18 protein-coding genes are annotated in these 16551 nt (G+C 69.4%); 7 read left to right on the top strand and 11 right to left on the bottom strand.

Annotation, left to right across the window (positions count from 1 at the left end):
- Window positions 1-38 precede the first annotated feature (38 nt).
- Genes ACIHFD_RS19165 through ACIHFD_RS19155 form a run of 3 tightly spaced genes read left to right on the top strand, consistent with a single transcriptional unit; the run spans window position 39 to window position 2443 of the window.
- Window positions 39-986 (top strand): ATP-binding cassette domain-containing protein, encoded by a 948-nt coding sequence (locus ACIHFD_RS19165; protein WP_397368057.1) that lies wholly within the window; start codon window positions 39-41, stop codon window positions 984-986.
- Complete coding sequence (locus ACIHFD_RS19160; RefSeq protein ID WP_397368056.1) at window positions 983-1777, top strand: ABC transporter permease; 795 nt, start codon at window positions 983-985, stop codon at window positions 1775-1777. The genes ACIHFD_RS19165 and ACIHFD_RS19160 overlap by 4 nt, the downstream gene beginning before the upstream one ends.
- Window positions 1778-1804: 27 nt before the next feature.
- Window positions 1805-2443, top strand: a complete 639-nt coding sequence (locus tag ACIHFD_RS19155) for a MerR family transcriptional regulator (protein ID WP_397368146.1) — start codon at window positions 1805-1807, stop codon at window positions 2441-2443.
- 4 nt (window positions 2444-2447) lie between these two features.
- On the opposite strand, the gene ACIHFD_RS19150 is transcribed toward ACIHFD_RS19155, so the two are convergent.
- The gene (locus ACIHFD_RS19150; RefSeq protein ID WP_397368055.1) at window positions 2448-3080 is read right to left on the bottom strand and encodes a TetR/AcrR family transcriptional regulator C-terminal domain-containing protein; all 633 of its coding nucleotides are present in this window, start codon (window positions 3078-3080) and stop codon (window positions 2448-2450) included.
- A gap of 81 nt (window positions 3081-3161) precedes the next feature.
- Between ACIHFD_RS19150 and ACIHFD_RS19145 the strand changes: the two genes are divergently transcribed.
- Window positions 3162-3422, top strand: a complete 261-nt coding sequence (locus ACIHFD_RS19145; protein WP_397368054.1) for a hypothetical protein — start codon at window positions 3162-3164, stop codon at window positions 3420-3422.
- The gene (locus tag ACIHFD_RS19140; RefSeq protein WP_397368053.1) at window positions 3419-4378 is read left to right on the top strand and encodes a zinc-binding alcohol dehydrogenase family protein; all 960 of its coding nucleotides are present in this window, start codon (window positions 3419-3421) and stop codon (window positions 4376-4378) included. Before ACIHFD_RS19145 ends, ACIHFD_RS19140 begins: the two co-directional genes overlap by 4 nt.
- A gap of 275 nt (window positions 4379-4653) precedes the next feature.
- Here ACIHFD_RS19140 and ACIHFD_RS19135 read toward each other — a convergent pair whose 3' ends face one another.
- The 6 genes from ACIHFD_RS19135 to ACIHFD_RS19110 all read right to left on the bottom strand — a co-directional run bounded on the left by ACIHFD_RS19135 (window position 4654) and on the right by ACIHFD_RS19110 (window position 11494).
- On the bottom strand, window positions 4654-5478 hold the full coding sequence (locus ACIHFD_RS19135) for a hypothetical protein (RefSeq protein ID WP_397368052.1): 825 nt from the start codon (window positions 5476-5478) through the stop codon (window positions 4654-4656).
- Window positions 5475-6131 (bottom strand): hypothetical protein, encoded by a 657-nt coding sequence (locus ACIHFD_RS19130; protein WP_397368051.1) that lies wholly within the window; start codon window positions 6129-6131, stop codon window positions 5475-5477. Before ACIHFD_RS19130 ends, ACIHFD_RS19135 begins: the two co-directional genes overlap by 4 nt.
- Before the next feature lie 429 nt (window positions 6132-6560).
- Entirely contained in the window at window positions 6561-7316 is a 756-nt protein-coding gene (locus ACIHFD_RS19125; protein ID WP_397368050.1) for a hypothetical protein, read from the bottom strand.
- Between the two features lie 171 nt (window positions 7317-7487).
- Window positions 7488-8948 (bottom strand): class II fumarate hydratase, encoded by a 1461-nt coding sequence (locus ACIHFD_RS19120; protein ID WP_397368049.1) that lies wholly within the window; start codon window positions 8946-8948, stop codon window positions 7488-7490.
- A complete protein-coding gene (locus ACIHFD_RS19115; RefSeq protein WP_397368048.1) occupies window positions 8945-10681 on the bottom strand; it encodes an NAD-dependent malic enzyme in 1737 nt (578 codons plus the stop codon). The genes ACIHFD_RS19120 and ACIHFD_RS19115 overlap by 4 nt, the downstream gene beginning before the upstream one ends.
- A gap of 156 nt (window positions 10682-10837) precedes the next feature.
- Complete coding sequence (locus ACIHFD_RS19110) at window positions 10838-11494, bottom strand: DUF402 domain-containing protein (protein ID WP_397368047.1); 657 nt, start codon at window positions 11492-11494, stop codon at window positions 10838-10840.
- Window positions 11495-11599: 105 nt separating this feature from the next.
- Here ACIHFD_RS19110 and ACIHFD_RS19105 point away from each other — a divergent pair, with 105 nt between their 5' ends.
- Window positions 11600-11932, top strand: a complete 333-nt coding sequence (locus ACIHFD_RS19105) for a YnfA family protein (protein ID WP_350736405.1) — start codon at window positions 11600-11602, stop codon at window positions 11930-11932.
- On the opposite strand, the gene ACIHFD_RS19100 is transcribed toward ACIHFD_RS19105, so the two are convergent.
- From ACIHFD_RS19100 to ACIHFD_RS19090, 3 genes are all read right to left on the bottom strand, one after another.
- On the bottom strand, window positions 11910-12197 hold the full coding sequence (locus ACIHFD_RS19100) for a hypothetical protein (RefSeq protein ID WP_397368145.1): 288 nt from the start codon (window positions 12195-12197) through the stop codon (window positions 11910-11912). The two genes, ACIHFD_RS19105 and ACIHFD_RS19100, sit on opposite strands and share 23 nt — an antisense overlap.
- Before the next feature lie 169 nt (window positions 12198-12366).
- Window positions 12367-12729, bottom strand: a complete 363-nt coding sequence (locus tag ACIHFD_RS19095; RefSeq protein ID WP_397368046.1) for a hypothetical protein — start codon at window positions 12727-12729, stop codon at window positions 12367-12369.
- A 14-nt stretch (window positions 12730-12743) separates the two neighbouring features.
- A complete protein-coding gene (locus tag ACIHFD_RS19090; protein WP_397368045.1) occupies window positions 12744-13451 on the bottom strand; it encodes an SDR family NAD(P)-dependent oxidoreductase in 708 nt (235 codons plus the stop codon).
- A gap of 466 nt (window positions 13452-13917) precedes the next feature.
- Here ACIHFD_RS19090 and ACIHFD_RS19085 point away from each other — a divergent pair, with 466 nt between their 5' ends.
- Window positions 13918-14796, top strand: coding sequence for a metallophosphoesterase (locus ACIHFD_RS19085; RefSeq protein ID WP_397368044.1), 879 nt, complete (start codon window positions 13918-13920; stop codon window positions 14794-14796).
- Between the two features lie 63 nt (window positions 14797-14859).
- Here the strand turns inward: ACIHFD_RS19085 and rox are convergent, their stop codons facing one another.
- The gene (gene rox / locus ACIHFD_RS19080) at window positions 14860-16284 is read right to left on the bottom strand and encodes a rifampin monooxygenase (protein WP_397368144.1); all 1425 of its coding nucleotides are present in this window, start codon (window positions 16282-16284) and stop codon (window positions 14860-14862) included.
- Between the last annotated feature and the right edge of the window lie 267 nt (window positions 16285-16551).

The raw sequence follows: 16551 nt of genomic DNA, 5'->3' as shown, positions 1-16551 counted from the left end.
TGACCCTGACGCAGGGTCAATCTCTCAGCATGGTCGGCATGACCACGAAAACCAGTGCGATCGAGGTGGCCGGGCTGCGCAAGGCGTACGGCGACCTTGAGGTGATCGCCGGAGTCGACCTGAGCGTTCCCGCGGGCACCGTCTATGCCCTGCTCGGCCCCAACGGGGCCGGTAAGACCACCACGGTGCGGATCCTGTCCACGTTGCTGCCCGCGGATGCCGGGCAGGCCCGGGTGGCCGGGTACGACGTGCGCCGCGAGGCCGAGCGGGTACGCGCGTCGATCGGGGTGACCGGGCAGTTCTCGGCCGTGGACGAGTTGCTGACCGGGCGGGAGAATCTGCGGCTGATGGCCGACCTGGGGCATCTGGACCGGCGGCGGGCCGAGAGTGTGGTGGGGCGGTTGCTGGAGCGCTTCGATCTGGTGGGTGCCGCCGACCGGCGCGCGGTGACGTACTCGGGCGGCATGAAGCGGCGGCTGGACCTGGCGATGACCCTGGTGGCCGGGCCGCGGCTGATCTTTCTCGACGAGCCGACCACCGGCCTGGACCCGCGTAGCCGCCGTGACCTGTGGGGCATCGTGCGGGAGCTGGTGGCCGGCGGGGTCACCGTCTTCCTCACCACCCAGTACCTGGAGGAGGCCGACCAGCTGGCCGACCGGATCGGGGTGCTGGACGGGGGCCGGCTGGTCGCCGAGGGCAGCGCGGCCGAGCTGAAGCGGCTGGTCCCCGGCGGTCACATCGAGCTGCAGGTCGCCGACGGCGAGCGGGTGGCGGAGCTGGCGCGCCGGTTGCCCGGCGCGGTCCCGGACGCCGGGGCGCTCACCGTGACCGTGCCGCACGACGGCAGTCTGGCCGCGCTGCGGCGGCTGCTGGACGGGATCGGGGACGACGGCGCGGTCACCGGGCTGGCCGTGCGGACCCCGGATCTGGACGACGTGTTCCTGGCCCTCACCGGCCGCCCCGCCGCCGAGGAGGTGCCGGCATGAGCGGCGTCGGCTATGCCGTGCGTGACTCGGCGACCATGCTGCGGCGCAACCTGAAGCGTATGGCCCGCTACCCGTCGATGACGCTGATGCTGGTCGGCCAGCCGCTGCTGTTCCTGCTGCTGTTCGTCTACGTCTTCGGCGGCACCATGGGCCCCGGCCTGCCGGGGGCTTCGGCGGGGGGCCGCGGCGACTATCTGACGTTCATCACGCCCGGGATCTTGATGATGACGGTGGCGAGCGTGTCCATAGGGACGGCGGTCCTGGTCGCCACCGACATGACGAACGGGATCATCGACCGGTTCCGGACGATGGCCATCGCCAAGGTCTCGGTGCTCACCGGACACGTGCTGGGCGCGATGATCCAGACGGCGTTCGCGCTCGTGGTGGTCGTGGGGGTGGCGTTCCTGATCGGTCTGGACAGCGGCGCGTCGGTGATGCAGTGGTCGGGCCTGGCCGCTCTGCTGGCGCTGGTGTCGTTGGCGATGACGTGGTTCGCCGTGGCGCTGGGGCTGGCCAGTCCGGACCCGGAGACCGCGAGCAACCTGCCGACGATCTTCGTGTTGCTGCCGTTCGTGGGCAGCGGGTTCGTACCGGTCGCGTCGATGCCGTCGGGGTTGCGGTGGTTCGCCGAGCATCAGCCGTTTACGCCGATCATGGACGCCTTCCGCGGCCTGCTGGCCGGGTCGCCGGCGGGGCCGGACATGTTGTGGGCCGTGGGCTGGTGCGCGGTGATCGGGTCGGCCGGCTATGCGTGGTCGCGGCGCCTCTACCGGACCCGCGCCGCACGCTAGGAGGCCGCGTGCTAGGAGAGTGGGATGATGCTGACCATCGGCGAGCTGGCGTCGTATGCCGGGGTGACGGTGCGCGCGGTGCGGCACTATCACGCCAAGGGATTGCTGCCGGAGCCGGAGCGGGACCATTCCGGTTATCGCCGGTACGACGCCGGCGCCGTGGTCGAGCTGATCAAGATCCGGACGCTCACCGGGGCCGGGGTGCCGCTGGCGCGGGTGCGGGAGCTGCTTGATGGACGATCTGGCGTTCGACTCGGCGCCGCCGGCCCGCCGGCTGATCGAGCTGCTGAAGGAGCGCGGCTGGACGGGCTGGACCCGGCTCGAGCGCGTGGACCCACCACCCCGAGAGGGGCGGCGTTCCCGGTGACGGCGGGCCGGGCCCCCGCGGAGATCCCGGTTCTGGAGTTCGTGTGCCTGCCGCGGCCGTGGGGGCGCTGGCGTACCGGCCGGAGGCGCCGCCGATGGCCTTGCGCCGGGGTCGGCACGTTGAGCACCTTGGCCAGGGACGGAACGAGCCGGAACCGGGCAGTGCGGTACTGGGCGGCCACCTTGCCCCGGCCGGTGCGGCAGGGCGATCCGGCAGGGGCGGCGCAGGAGGACTTCGGGCAGTCGAAGGCTTCCACGCGGGGAAAGTCGTCGTCGCTCACTCGCTTGCGGAGCGGCTGACTGGTCAGGGCGTGGGGCCGGACTGCGCGGCAGGACCGTGGATGATCTGTTCCAGGCAGTCGCGGAACAGGTCGTCGACGGTGCGGCCGGCCTGGAAGTACTCTGTCACGCCGGCCATCACGGTGGGGTACGCCGTGGCGTAGGCGGCCATGTCGAAGCCGTCCAGGGCGTCCGTGTCGGGGCGGCCGGCCTGTTCCTCCAGGACGTAGCCGACGGTGAAGCGCAACACCGTCAACACGATCAGGCGAGCCTGCCGCAGGGGAATGCCCCGCCCGACCAGTGTGCTCATCGCCAGTTCGGAGATGGCGGCCATCTTGAGGGACAGCTGGGAGGCCGCGATGATCCGGGCTCCGTCCGGGTGGGCCAGCAGCGCGCGGCGCAGCCGCTCGGCCAGGCCGATCAGCCAGTCCTGCCAGTGCTCCTCCGGCGCGGGCGATGCCAGTTCGGGGAACTGCTGCTCGAGAATCGCCTCGGCGATCGCGGTGACGAGCGCCGCCTTGTTCGGGATGTGCCAGTAAAGGGTCGGCGACTGTACGCCGAGCCGGGCGGCCAGTTTGCGCGTGGTCACGCCGTCGAGACCCTCGGCGTCCAGTAGCGCGACGGCCTCGGTGACGATCCGCTGCTTGTCCAAAGCCAATTCCGGCACCTCCCTTGACGAGTCTATCAGTGATAGAGTTCTCTATCGGTGATAGAGACTCGCGCGCCAGAGGAGGCAACGATGAGACACCAGCACTCGCTTCGCGACCTGCTGCACTGGGCGACCCATCGCACACCGGGGGTTCCCGCGCACATCGAGCAGCCGGCCGGGCACCAGGGCCAGGCCCGCCACGGCCATGGGTGGCGGCGCTCGCTCACGCACCACCGTTCGCACCACCGTTCGAACCACCATGGGTTCAACCACTCTCCGGCCCGTCCGCCTCGCGTCCTGGCGGCGTGGCAGACGCGGATCGCCCGCTTGTTCGGGCAGGAACTGGGATGAAGGCAGCGGTGCTCCACGAGGCCGGCGGCATCCCGCGCTATGAGGACTTCCCCGATCCGGTGGCCGGCGACGGCGAGGTGATCATCGATGTCAAGGCGGTCGCCGTCGAGAACGTCGACAAGGCGATCGCGGCCGGTACGCACTACGCCAGCGAGAAGTACATCGGCCGGCTTCCGATGATCCCTGCCTTCGACGGCATCGGCGCCCTCCCGGACGGCACGCTCGTCGGGTTCGGCAACATCCGCCTGCCCTACGGCGCGCTCGCCGAGAAGGCCGTCGTGCCCCAGGGCTCCTACATGCCGATCCCCGACGGCATCGACCCGGCCGTGGTAGCGGTGATGGCCTCGGCCGTCACCGCGATGTCGATGAAGACGGCCGCGGGGTTCGTTCCCGGGGAGACGGTGCTGGTACAGGGCGCCACCGGGGTCGCCGGGCGGCTCGCGGTCAAGGTGGCCCGGCTGCTGGGCGCCGGCCGGATCGTGGCCACCGGCCGCGACGACAACCAGTTGCGCGAGGTGCAGGCCATCGGAGCCGACATGGTGATCAACACCGCGGTCTCCGACGAGGCGCTGGCGCAGGCGTATCTCGACGCCAGGGGGGACGGCTACGACGTCGTCGTGGACTACCTGTGGGGCAGGCCCAGCGAGATCCTGCTGCGGGCCCTGGTGCCGCGGTCGTTCGCGTTCGGCAAGCCGACCCGGGTGGTCCAGATCGGCGAGTCGGTCGGCACCGAGGTCACCATCGCCGGGTCGAGCCTGCGCACCTCCGGCGTGGAGATCTACGGCGCGGCCAAGGGCCTCGACCCGCAGACCATGGACGAGGTGTACCAGCAGGTCGTGACGTGGACGCGGTCCGGCGAGCTCACCTTCGAGGTGGAGAAGGTCCCGCTGAGCGACATCGCGACCGCCTGGCAGCGAACCGACCTCAAAGGCAGGCGACTCGTCGTGATGCCATGACCGGCCCGCGCCCACGACACACCAGCGATGATCATCGGTCAGCGTTCCGTCGCCGTCCCCACCCACGACGTCGACGGAACCGTCTCCGAGCGGCGGTGCCTGGCCCCATCGGCCGCAGGCCACGATCCTGGACCCCACGAGGCGATCACCTAGCGGCCCTGGGCGGCTGGGATGGGGGTGACCCGGCAGAGACAGCCGGGCCACGTCCTCCTCCCTTCACCAGCACGCCCTGAGCCCGCTGTCCGGACGGGCTCAGGGCGTCAGTCGATGGGCCGTCAGGTCCGGGCCGTCCGCTCCGCGTTGACCGCCTGGACGGCCTCGTGGATGTGCTGCCTGCTCCCCGGGTCGAGCACGGCCTGGGCGAGAAGGGTGTCGGTGGCGTCGCGCCGCGTCTCATCGGCGGGAATGTCCAGATACGCCAACACCACCTCCTGATCGTCGAGATAAGGCAGCAAGGGCCAGGCGTACGGGGTCGCACTCGTACCGTCTGCCGCGCCCAGGACGGCCTCGTCCTCGACGCCCCGCAGCGCCATCGCGGCCTTGAGACAGCAGCGTTTCGCCTGGTCGATGATCTGCGCCAGGCGGTTGAGCGCGGGCACCGTGGCGCGCCCGGCGTTGTTCTGCTGGGCGCGCGCGGAGGGGTCGAAGTTCGCGCGCAGGTCCTCGCATTCGAGTTGCAGGTCCTCCAGGGTCCTGATGATGGAGTCCAGTCGCCGGCTGACGTCGGCGTGCCGCTTGGTCCTGGCGTCGGTCTGCGGTGGTGACGTGGCGAGATCCTGGCAGGAGCCGTACGCCTGGCTCAGCGCGGTGACGGCCTGCGGCATCGCCGCGCTCACCTTTTTGACGGGCGCGGAGGCGCCGTCAGCCGGGAAGCCGTTCAGGGTGCCCAGGCATTCGCCGGCGTCACGCAGATGGGCCAGCGCCCAGGCCAGCGGTTCGGCGCCGGCCTGCTCGGGCAGCGGGTCACGCCGGGCGCCGCGGCGATAGACGGCGTCCAGGCAGCTGTGCCCGGCGGCGGTCACCCAGCCCCTGGACAGGTCGAGCTTGCTGCGCAGCCTCCCGCGTACAGCATCGGCGATGGCCACCGGGTCGCCGGTCACTTCTGCTCCTTTTCCGCTTCTGCTGCGTGCTTGTTCATCCGGTCCTTGAACAGCGGGTCGTCCCGCTCCCTGTTCCAGATGGGCAGGTCGGCCATCATGCCGTTCAGTTCCTCGACGGTTTGCTGATCGAGGGGCAGGTCGTTCACCGCCGCGAGGTCGGCGACCAGCAGGGGAAGCTGGACCCTGTTCTCGGTGGGTGCGACGATGCCGGTCGCTATCTCGAAGAGCATGCGAGCGCCGTCGTAGGGCTCAGTGGCGACCTCGGTGTCCTCGGACTCGTCGGATCTCTGATCGTGGGCCGTCACGAGTTGCCGGTCCAGGCCGCGCCCGTACATTTCTTTCAAGGTCCACAGCAGTTGCCTGGGAGGCACCCGGGGGCCGAGCCTGGCCACGTGGATGAGCCAATATTTCACGGCGGAGTACAGGGCATCTTCCCGTTCCGTCCGCTCGCCGAAGATCGCCTGGTACAGATCGATAGGCTCGTTGAGCAAGGCGTTCCAGTGGGTGGCGGGCCTGGTCTGAGTCGACGCCAGGGAGGGCGGCGGGATCCGTAAGCTCCTGCCGGGACCCGCCGAGGCGGGGTTGAACACGAAGTCGGCCACCTTGACCAGAAAAGAGCTGTTCGTCGCGGCCAGCTCGAAGAGGTCATTCATATCGAGAAAAGGCAGAAGATGTGACTCGGACACATCCCTGAACGACATCAGTCCCGCCAGGGCGCTCGGCGGCGGTGCGTTCACAGGCAGTGCGTCCCGCTTGGTCTTGACCAGGGCACGGATGGGCTCGCTCTGCTCGCCTGCCGCCTTTCTGGTCCTCTTGGGGGACCGGCTCCCGCTTCCCCGTTTCTGCTTGTCTCTCTTCATGCGGACCAATGTCGTAGGGCGTCCCGGTGGCGCCTACTAGCCGGCCCGCCAGTTTCGCGGACCGGGCGCGGCCGATTCCGGACACGTCGCCGGACGGGGATGGTCAGCGCTCGGACGGACCCCGGACGGAAGAAGGCACGTCAGGCAGGTTGGCTGGCGTTGAAGGCATGTTGCATCGATGACCGAACCGATGTTGGTCAGCGGGCGACCTCATCGAGCACTTCACAGGCTCTGGGCCCAGCGGCGAAGCTCGGTGGCGGCCTCGTCGGGGGCAAGGGAGCCGCGTTCCAGGTGAACCTCCTGCAGATGCCGGATCGCGGCCCCCACCAGCGGGGACGACGGGATGCCGAGCACCTCCATCACCGCCCTGCCGTCGAGTACGACGGGGACATCGTCACGTCTGACGTACCTGTCACGTTCGGCGGCGGCGCGGGCATCGGCCTCCTCCTTCGCACGGCGCGCCGCCTCCCAGGCGTCGTAGTCGGCGGCGTCCAGGGCACGCACGCCCGCCCGGCGCCACCCCTCCATGTCGCGCTCCTGCCCGAAGCCGACCGCGTCGAAGAGGTCCAGCGCAGCCGTCCCGACCGCTCCGAGGCGCGCGAGCATGGCGTTGATCGGCCAGTCCTCGCACGGTCGCGCAGTCGCAGGGATCCAGGCGTGCTCGGGACCCCAGGTCTGACGGCCGTTCTCCCACAGGGAAGCGGTCTGGCTGCCGTCACCACCCCAGAAGTCCGCCTCCACGTAAGCGACTCGACCGCCGCGTGACCAGTCCTCCAGCCTCTCGGCGAACGCCGGGGACATCCACCTGAACGGCCCGGCCTCCTGCCGTACGTCGGTCAGCTCGTCGAAAACCTCGTCGGTAACCGGCAGCAGCCCCAAGCGTTGCCGAAGCGGCGCCACCACAGCCCGCGGCACGTCATCCGACAGGAACCGGAGATGGTCGAAGTCACCGACAACACCGCGCAGCTCGTACGACATGCCCGCACCCTAGATCGGGCAGCGGCATGCAATCAGCACATTTCATAGGTCGGACGTCGCGGTGTCGACCATCTTCAACGGGCGTGCACGGCTCAGTGCGGCCGGAGCGATGTCGTTCTTCAGCGTCGTTCTTCAGCGTCGTTCTTCAGCGTCGTTCTTCAGCGTCGTTCTTCAGGGCCGGGTGCCGCCGTCAGGGCTGGGTACGCCGGGCCGGGTAAGGCGTTCGGGATCGACGATCTTGTCGTAGAGGTCCGCGGAGATGCCGCATTGGAGCGCCGCTTCCTTGAGCGGCAGGCCCTTGTCGAGGGCGTGGTGGGCGATGTGGGCGGCCCGGTCGTAGCCGACGACGGGGCTGAGCGCGGTCACCATCATGATCGAGTGTTCGATGTTGTGGTGCAGCGTCTCGGTGTTCAGCCGGGCCCCTTCGACCAGGTAGGTGCGGAAGTGGTCCATCATGTCGGCCAGGATGCGCGCCGAGTGCAGCACGTTCCTGATGATGACGGGGCGGAAGGCGTTCAGCTCGAAGTTGCCCTCACCGCCGGCCATCGAGACGGCGGCGTCGTTGCCGGCCACCTGGATGGCGACCATCAGCATCGCTTCGGCCTGGGTCGGGTTGACCTTGCCCGGCATGATCGACGAGCCCGGCTCGTTGGCCGGCAGGATCAGCTCGCGCAGGCCGGTACGGGGTCCGGAGCCCAGCCAGCGCAGGTCGTTGGCGAACTTGAACAGCGGCACGGTCAGGGTGCGCAGCGCCGCCGAGGCGCGAACCAGGTCGTCGCAGGAGGCCTGGGCGGCGAACTTGTTGGGCGCGCTGACGAAGGGCCGCCCGGTGAGCTCGGCGATCTGCGCGGCCACCTGTTCGCCGAACTGCGGCGGGGCGTTCAGGCCGGTGCCGACCGCGGTGCCGCCGACGGCCAGCCGGTACAGGCCGGTACGGGTGCGTTCGAGGTGGTCGATGGCGTCGCCGAGCTGGGCGGCGTAGCCGGACCATTCCTGGCCGACGGTCAGCGGGGTGGCGTCTTCCAGATGGGTGCGCCCGATCTTGACCACGTGCGCCCATTCCCGGCTTTTGCTCTCGGCGCTGTCGCGCAGCCTGGCGGCGGCGGGCAGCACGTGGTCGTCGATGGCCTCGGCGGCGGCGATGTGCATGGCGGTGATGAAGGTGTCGTTGGACGACTGGCCCATGTTCACGTGATCGTTCGGGTGGATCGGATCCTTGCTGCCCAGCCGCTCGCCGACGAGCTGGATCGCCCGGTTGGAGATCACCTCGTTGACGTTCATGTTGGATTGGGTGCCCGAGCCGGTCTGCCACACGTACAGCGGGAACTCGCCGTCCAGGTCGCCGCGGATGACCTCGTCGGCGACGCGGCTGATCAGGTCGGCCTGCCACCGGGGCAGGCGGCCCGCGCGGGCGTTGACGATCGCGGCGGCCTTCTTGATGTAGCCGTAGGCGTGGTAGACGGCTTTGGGCATGCGGTCGTCGCCGATGTCGAAGTGGATCAGCGACCGTTGGGTCTGGGCGCCCCAGTAATGCCCGGCCGGGACCTCGATCTCGCCGAGCGAGTCGCTTTCCGTGCGGGTGCCGCTCTCGTGCAGCCCGATCGGCACGTCCCGGACCCGTGGCGTGCTCATCGCCCGTTCCCGCGGATCGCGCGGTAGGCCGGCTGCCACATCGCCTCGTGGACCTGCTGCACCGTGTCGCGCAGCATGGTGCGGGCCAGGTGCTCCTCGGCCGCCCGGTTGGCGACGGCCACGGCCACTGTGGCCGAGACCTCGCGCAGATTGTCCACCTGGGGCAGCAGCGAGGCTCCCGCGGCCGAGACGTCGACCATGCCGGCGACGGCTTCGGCGGCCGCCTGCAGCATGCCGGAGCTGACCCGGCGGGCTCGCGAGACCACCACGCCCAGCCCCAGCCCTGGATACAGCAGGGCGTTGTTGGCCTGGGCGATGACGTAGGTGACGGTCTTGTGGGTGATCGGCTCGACCGGGATGCCGGTGGCGATCAAGGCGCGGCCGCCGGTCCAGCGGATGAGGTCGGCGGGCATCGCCTCGATGCGTTCGGTCGGGTTGGAGATCGGGAAGATGATCGGCCGCTCGACCTGCGCGGCCATCGAGCGCACGATCTCCTCGGTGAACGCGCCGTGGACGGTGGAGGTGCCCAGCAGCATGGTCGGCTTGACCCGCCGGACGACCTCGGCCAGCGAGATGCCACGTTCGTCCCGGGACCAGCCGGCGACCTCGTCGCGGGGGCGGGCGTAGGGCTGCTGGTAGTCGCGTAGGCCGGTCATGTCGTCGATGAGCAGGCCCTGCTTGTCGATGGGCCAGATCCGCCGGGTGGCGGTGTCGTGGTCCAGGCCGTCGCGGATCATCGCGTCGCGCAGCTGGTCGGCGTTGCCGATGCCGGCGGTTCCGGCGCCGAAGATCACGATGCGCTGGTCGCGCATCGGTGTCGCGGATACGCGGACGGCGCCGAGCATGGCGGCCAGCACGATGGCGCCGGTGCCCTGCATGTCGTCGTTGAAGGTGCAGATGCGCTCGGTGTACTTCTCCAGGATCCGCCGGGCGTTGGAGGGGCCGAAGTCCTCCCAGTGCAGCATGGCGCCGGGGAACATCCGGGTGGCCGTGGTGACGTAGGCGTCGATGAAGTCGTCGTAGCGCCGCCCCCGCACGCGCGAGTGCCGGTTGCCGACGTAGGTGGGGTCGTTCAGCAGCGCCTCGTTGTCGGTGCCGACGTCGAGGGCGACCGGGATGACGCGGGCGGGGTCGATGCCCGCGGCGGCGGTGTAGACGGCCAGTTTGCCGGCCGCGATGCCGGCCCCGCCGCCCACTCCCCAGTCTCCGATGCCCAGGATCTCCTCGGCGTCGGAGGCCACGATGAGATCGACGTCGTCCGGGCCCAGCTGGAGGCTCTGGAACGCCCGCTCGATCCCGTCCACGTCGTCGATCGACAGGTACACCCCTCGCGGGCGGCGGTACTCGTGGCTGTAGGTGCGGATCGCCTCGGCCACCGTGGGGTCGTAGACGATGGGCAGCATCTCGCGCAGGTGGTCGCTCAGCAGCCGGTAATAGAGCACTTCGTTGCGGTCGCGCAGCGCTTCCAGGTAGACGTTCTTGAGCAGGTTCGTCTGCTGCCGCCCGTACTGCACGTACGTGCGGCGTACCTGCTCCTCCAGCGTCTCGACCGCCGGTGGGAGCAGGCCCTGCAGCCCCAGCTCGGCCCGCTCCTGCGGGGAGAACGCGGTGCCCTTGTTCAGCAGCGGCTCCCGCAGCACCGCGAGCCCTCGCAGGGACGTCACGAAGCTCCCGTCCGGCTGCTCGGCGAACATCAGGCTCGGCAGATCCGGTTTCCTCTTGCCCGGTGACATGGTCGTCCCCCTCCTGAGCGTCTGGGACGAAGGCTGCCATCCCCTCTCTGGCCTTCCCCTGTCACGGGGGTGGATGCCGGGCTGAAGTCAGGACCATCCCCTATGTAGGCAAATGACCCATTGTGGACACGCAGGATGGAGCCCCCGCCGGGGCTCTCAGAGGGTCTCGAGGGCGTCGCCGGGGAGCGTCGGCGTCTGCCACAGCTCGTGGGCCGGGGGCGACCAGTCGCAGGCGAAGGGGCCCTGCCGGGTCTCGACGAGTCCGACGACCTCCTCGCGGGCCGCGGTGACGTGCCGGTGCACCCGGTCGTCGATGAGCCCGAGCCGTCTGCCGTGCCGATATTCGTCTTCGTCCTTCCACCGGTGCCGCGACAGGTCGGGTTCGACGATCAGGTCGAGCAGGAGGTCGAAGGTGTCGATGCCCAGGCGGGTGCGCTGTTTGGGCAGGTCGAAGTCGATGTACCAGGTCAGCGGGCGGTGGTCGGCGTCGAAGAACTGGCGGACGGTGAAGTGTTTGTCGATGCCGTACCAGCTGCGCACGACGGTGCCCCGCCAGGTCCACCAGCCGAGCTCCCACCGGCCCGAGGCCAGCTCGTCGATGGTCTGCTCGCGGCGGCTGCCGCCGTTGAGGAAGGAGGTGATCCAGGTGGTCGAGGCGAGGCTCTTCAGCCCTGGCCAGCCGGCCACCACGAAGTACTCGTCGGTGTCCTGCAGGACCCGGTACGGCGCGGCCGTCCACACCTTGCCGTTCCAGACGTGGCGGCGTACCGCCGTGGCGCCCTCGTCGAAGCGGGTGTTCCCGTCGGCTGTCATGCGTTCGATCATGTCGGTTCCGGCGAGGGCCTGTCACGATCTTGGTTGTGGAGCGGGTGAGCCCCGTGTGCGTGGCGCGGGGTGGGGGCTGGTGCAATGGCGGGCATGAGTGTGGTGCGTTCGCTGGTGTTGTTCGTGTTGGCCGCCCTGTTCGAGATCGGCGGGGCGTGGCTGGTGTGGCAGGGGGTGCGGGAGCAGCGTGGGCTGGTGTGGGCGGGCGCGGGAGTGATCGCGCTGGGCCTGTACGGGTTCGTGGCCACGTTGCAGCCGGATGCGCATTTCGGGCGGATTCTGGCCGCGTACGGCGGGGTGTTCGTGGCGGGGTCGCTGCTGTGGGGTGTGGTGGCCGACGGGTTCCGGCCGGATCGGTGGGATGTCGTGGGGGCGCTGGTGTGCCTGGTGGGCGTCTTGGTGATCATGTACGCGCCCCGGGGCTGACGGGTCCCCGGCGGCGGGGTGGGACGGTCAGTATCGGGCGCCGACGGGGGCCGGGACGGCGCCGATCCGGTCGGCGACGTGGCGGACCGTGGCGGCGATGGTGGCGAGCACGGCGCGGTCGCGGTGGCCGGTCAGGGCCCGTCCGAGGAGTTCCTCGTTGGTGTGGGGGGCCGTAGACGTCAGCGGTGTCGATCAAGGTCACGCCCAGGTCGAGGGCCTGGTGGATGACGGAGACGGACGTGGCTTCGTCGCGGGGGGCCGCCATGTCGTACATGAAGCTCATCCCCATGGCGCCCAGGCCGATGACGCCGACCTGTGGTCCGTGGGTGCCCAGGGTGGTGTTGCCCATGCTGTGTTCTGCCTTCGTATCGGGTCGGAGGGGCTTCACGGGTCCGGGCGGGCGCATCGCCGCGCCCGGACCCGTGAGGCCGGTCTCAGCCGAGGAGGGAGACCTGGTAGTGGCTGATGAGCCAATCGGGCTGCGAGCGCTTCAGCAGGACGAGGAGGTTGACGCTGACCGTGGGCCGGTCGGTGAACGAGAAGTCGACGCTCAGGTAGCCGAGCACGATGTCGTCGCCCAGGCGCCGGCTTTCCAGGACGTGGTACGCGGCCGACAGGCCGACAGGCTGGGACGCGTAGTAGTCAGCGACCCCCTGCCGTCCCACACTGTAGGGACGAAGCCCCTGGAAGATCGCGTCCTCGGTGAACACCGACGCGACCCGATCCGGCTGGTGGCCGTCGACGCCCGCCTTCCACCGGTCGAGGACGCCACGCAGGATCGTTTCGGTGTCTGTCATATCGCTGTTCTCCCTCAGTGGCCCGCGCTCATGCCGCCGTCGACGTGAAGGATCTCGCCGGTGACGAACGGGGCGTTCTCCAGGTAGGTCACCGCGTCCACGATGTCGCCCGGCTCCCCCATCCGGCCGACCGGGTGCAGGCCGGCGAGGATCTCATGGATGTCCTCGGGGTGCATGGGCGTCTTGATGGTGCCGGGCGAGACGGCGTTGACGCGGATGCCGCGAGTGGCGTACTCGATGGCGAGGGACTTGGTGGCGGACTGCAGTCCGCCCTTGGTCAGCGAGGCCAGGACGGAGGGGACCCGAGCGTCGGCGTTGTCGACCAGGCTCGTGGTGACGTTGACGATGTGGCCGCCGCCCTGGGTGAGCATCCGCTCGACGGCCAGCTGGGTGATGCGGAAGAAGCCGGCGAGGTTCACGCCGATCACGGCGGCGTAGTCGCCCTGGGTGTAGTCGGTGAAGGGCTTGGCGACGAAGATTCCGGCGTTGTTGACCAGGGTGTCGATGCGGCCGAACCGCTCCACGCCGGCGGTGATGACACGTTCGGCGGTGGCGGGGTCGGCGATGTCGCCCTGGACGGTCAGGACGTCCGCGTCGTTGGAGGGGGTGATGGTGCGGGAGGTGGCGACGACGGCGTAGCCGAGCTTGCGGTAGGCGTCGACGAGGTGGGCGCCGATGCCTTGCGAGCCGCCGGTGATGACTGCGACCTTCTGGGTGCTCATGATGACCTTCTCCTGGATGGGGTGGGATGCCGTGGCCTGCCGTGTTCATAACTAGCCGACCGGTCGACTATTGGACCGTAGGGGCCTGGGCGGGGCGAAGTCAAAGGTCAGGAGGGCTTGCGCCGGGACGTGTTTCCTCGCACCTGAGAGGCCCGGACTCCCAACGCACGCCGGTGGTGGCGATCGACGTGCTGCGGGTGCGCGGAGACGGATCATTGTCGGGCGGCCGGACGGTGGACCCTCACGTCACCACCGCTCACGTCACCGCCGCCTCCCCGGCACAGCGCTGGATTTGACCGGTCTTCCGAGTGGGTGCGATGCTCGACCCGGTTCGGTCGTCGAGATGGCGGTGGAGCGCTGGGATGTGAGTCACCGGTCCAGGGCCGGTGGTTGACACCGCATCGTTGCGCCGCTCGACCGGTGCCGGGCCATGTCCGAATGGCTCTTCGCGAAAGGTCGACAGGCGATGAAGATCGCTTTTGTGGGTGATGTCCACGGTTGTGTGCTGCACGCGCTGGGCGCTGCGGTACTGCTCCAGAATCGTCGCGGCATCCGCCTCGACGCCGTGATCCAGGTCGGAGATCTGGGCGCGTACCCGTCGTTCGAGCGGTTCGACGAGTCCAGCCGCCGCTTCTGGCGGGACCATCCCGCCCAGGGGGACTTCTTGCGCCTGCTCGATCCGTCGCCGTCGTTCGCCGAAGGCGTGCGCCTGGCCCTCGGACAGGTCCCTTCAGTGCTGTTCGTCAGCGGCAACCACGAGGATCACGACTGGCTGGCCTCCTTGCATGACGCGGCGGCCGCCGAGGTCGTGCAGGTGGACGCGCTCGGCGCCTACCGCCATGTCGCCTGCGGAACCGTGGTCGAGGTCGCCGGGCAGCGGGTGGCGTTCCTGGGACTGATCGAGGCTCCCGGGAAGATGGATCTGGACGAGAGCGCTTACGCGCGGCTGAGTGCCGTCGAACCGGGTGGCGTGGACGTCCTGGTCACCCACGACGGCCCGTACGGGATGTCACGCGACCGGCGCGGGAACGTGCAGGGCTCGGCGAAGCTGACCCGGCTCATCGAACACCTGCAGCCGAGCCTGCACATCAGCGGCCACTACCACCACCCCAACGGCCCACGCCACTACGGCCGCACGACCTCCTACGCGCTCGCCCAGCTGGTACAGCCCAAGAACACCAGGTGGGAGCCGGAGCCCGACAACCCCGAACAACGGGTGACGGCCGCAAGCATCGGCCTGCTCGACACCGAGACCGGCGGCTTCGAGTACATCCAGGACGAGTGGCTGGCCGAGGTCAAAGGTGACGCACTCGACCTCGCCGGACTCCTCGCCGCCACCCGCTGACGGCCTTCGGCCTGTTACGCCGCCGAAGCCTCGCTCGCATTCATGTTCTGTTACTCAGGCGAATCAGTCGGCGGGCTTGCCGAACCAGCGGGAGAGGTGGTCGTCCAGGTCCTGCTGATCGTCGCCGATCCAGGCGACGTGGCCGTCGGGGCGTAGCAGGACGCATGGAACATCCAGTGCCGCAGTGGGATCCGCGAAGTAGTCGACCCGGTCTGACCAGCCGCCGGCGGTCAGGCGTTCGGTGCGGTCCAGCAGCAGGCCGCGGCCGCGATGCAGCAGACCGTAGAGCCGGCCCTGTTTCACGTCGATGTCGCGCAGGCGGCGGCCGAGCAGGTCGGGGCCTGCGCCGAAGTCGTAGCGGATGCCGATCGCGGTGATCTTCTCGATCAGATGGCGGTTCACCTCGTCGAAGTCCATCAGCTCGGTGAGCAGCCTGCGTACGGCCTGCGGGCCCGGTTCGGTGGACAGCAGTTCCATCTGGGCGCGGGTGTTGTCCAGCACGTCCTCGGCGACCGGATGACGTTCGGCCTGGTAGGTGTCCAGCAGTGTGTCCGGCGCCCAGCCGCGGATCTGTGCGGCCAGTTTCCAGCCGAGGTTGAATGCGTCCTGAACGCCCAGGTTGAGGCCCTGTCCGCCGGTGGGTGGATGGATGTGTGCCGCATCGCCGGCCAGCAGCACCCGCCCGACCCGATAACGTTCGGCCAGCCGGGTGGCATCCCCGAAACGGGACAACCAACGCGGGGAGTGCACGCCGAAATCGGTTCCGGCGATGGTGCGCAGCTGTTGTTGGAAATCCTCGAGGGTGGGCGGTTCCGCGCGATCGCCGACTCCCGCGGCGGGGACTACGACGCTGTAGATTCCCTTGCCGAAGGGCCGGAGCCAGAATGGCTGACGGGTCGCGCCGATTTCGGCCACCTTGGCGGCGATCTCCTCCTGCGGTACACCCACTTCCATCTCGCCCATCAGCGTCTCGGTCCGCGAGGGCTCGCCGGGGAAGCCGACGCCGAGCAGTTTGCGCACCGTGCTGCGCCCGCCGTCACAGCCGATGAGATAGCGCGAACGCAGCCGTTCCCCGTCGGCCAGCTCGACGGTCACACCCTCGTCGTCCTGCTCGAGATCGGCCACCGCGCAACCGTGCCGGACCTGCGCACCCAGCGCGATCGCATGCTCTTCGAGCAGACGTTCGATGACCGGTTGCGGGATGCCCAGCAGATAGGCGTGCGCGGAATCCAGGCCCTTGGGCGCGGGCTTGGCAATGGCGGCGAAGAAACCGGCGGCCGGGCGCTGTCTTCCGTGTTCGAGAATGCGATCCAGCAGTCCGCGCATGGCCATCAGCTCGAGACTGCGAATATGCAGACCGACGATGCGGACGAACGACTTGGGCTCGGTTTCCTTCTCCAGAACGAGTACCCGCACGTCGTGCAGCCGCAGTTCGGCGGCCAGCATCGCACCGGTCGGCCCGCACCCGGCAATGATCACGTCGTACACGAGGGGCGCGCGATCGGCGCCGGAGGCCGGCGACCGGAGTGCGGGGACGTCGCGCTCGACCCTGTCGTTCGACGGCGGCTCGGCGGAGAACTGAGAGTGCATAGGTGTTGCCTTTCGGGAGTGCCTTGTTGGCGAGGCGCTCCCGGCGACACCTACGTCAATCGCCCGGCCGTGACGGGAAGGGGGAGCACCCACATCGATACAGCGTTCATGGGTCTCACCTCCTCGGGCGGCGTCACGGTCGACTGCAAGCTACAAGCCCGAGCA

Source organism: Nonomuraea sp. NPDC051941, assembly GCF_044593615.1.
Note: the sequence above shows the minus strand (reverse complement) of the source record. Positions and strands in the feature narration are given on the sequence as shown.